Here is a 993-nt window from a genome sequence, read left to right on the forward strand (position 1 = left end):
CCCCCCGTGCTGCTGCTGGAGCAGCGCCTTCGCAAGGAGGCCCTGCGCCGCCCCCTGATCAAGGTGGAGGAGCCCTGGTGATCCTCGTGCAGCGCTTGCTCTCCCCCCGGATCGGCTGCTGGCTGCTGCTCGCCCTGTGCGCCATGCGGGTGCAGGCCGCTCCTGCCGAGGCCGAGCTGTTGCCGGGGGCGAGCGAGCGCGACTGGCTGCTCATCATCGAGGCCGACGGGATGTACCGCGATGAGGATCTCAACCTGCAACCGCTGCTGCGCCAGTTTGCGGTCGGGCGGGTCAGTATCCAGCGGGTCAGTGCCCAGAGCCGCAGCCTGACCCGCTGGCAGATCCCCCTGCACCTGCTCGATACCAGCCCGCGCCAGGTGCCCTCCCTGCCCCTTGGCGCCGATCTCACCCCCTCCCTGGCGGTACCGACACGTTCCCTGGACGGCACCCTGATGCCTACACAAGACCCGGTATTCTCTCCGGTCGAGCTGCAGGCCCGGGTGCTCCATGAGGGGAATCTCTACCCCGGCCAGCCCTTCATCTATGAGCTGACCCTCTGGCTGCCTGCCAACCTTGAGGCCCCCAACCTCGGCGAGCCCATCACCCCGGCCTTTACCATTCGCCGCCTTGGCGAGGACCGCTGGGACTCTCCCGCCAGCCCCGGCCTGCCCGGGCGTCTCACGCGAAAATGGCTGCTGCAGGCCAAAGGGCCCGGGCTCCATCCCATCGAATCCCCCCGCTTTCAGGGGCGGTTGCCGCACCAGGATGCGGCCGGTGCGACCGCGCCGGGCAACGCGGGGGATCTGCTGTCCGCCAGGGCGGCGACCCTCTTCATCAAGGTGGACAAGGCCCCCCTGGAGCCGGTGGCGAGCAGCCTGGTGTTGCGCCAGCAGTTCAGCCCGGCGCAGGCCAGGGTGGGTGAGCCGGTGATCCGCACCCTCACCCTGGTGATGGAAGGGGGGGATGGCAACCGCCTGCCCCCCTTGCCGGCCC

1 pseudogene is annotated in these 993 nt (G+C 70.0%); it reads left to right on the top strand.

Annotated features, from left to right (window positions below):
• Positions 1 to 86: 86 nt before the first annotated feature.
• Positions 87 to 993 (top strand): annotated as a pseudogene (locus tag BN1120_RS09800) (BatD family protein); the annotation flags it as partial.

Origin of the sequence: Aeromonas caviae, from assembly GCF_000819785.1 — a bacterium.
In the GTDB taxonomy this organism is placed as follows: domain Bacteria; phylum Pseudomonadota; class Gammaproteobacteria; order Enterobacterales; family Aeromonadaceae; genus Aeromonas; species Aeromonas caviae.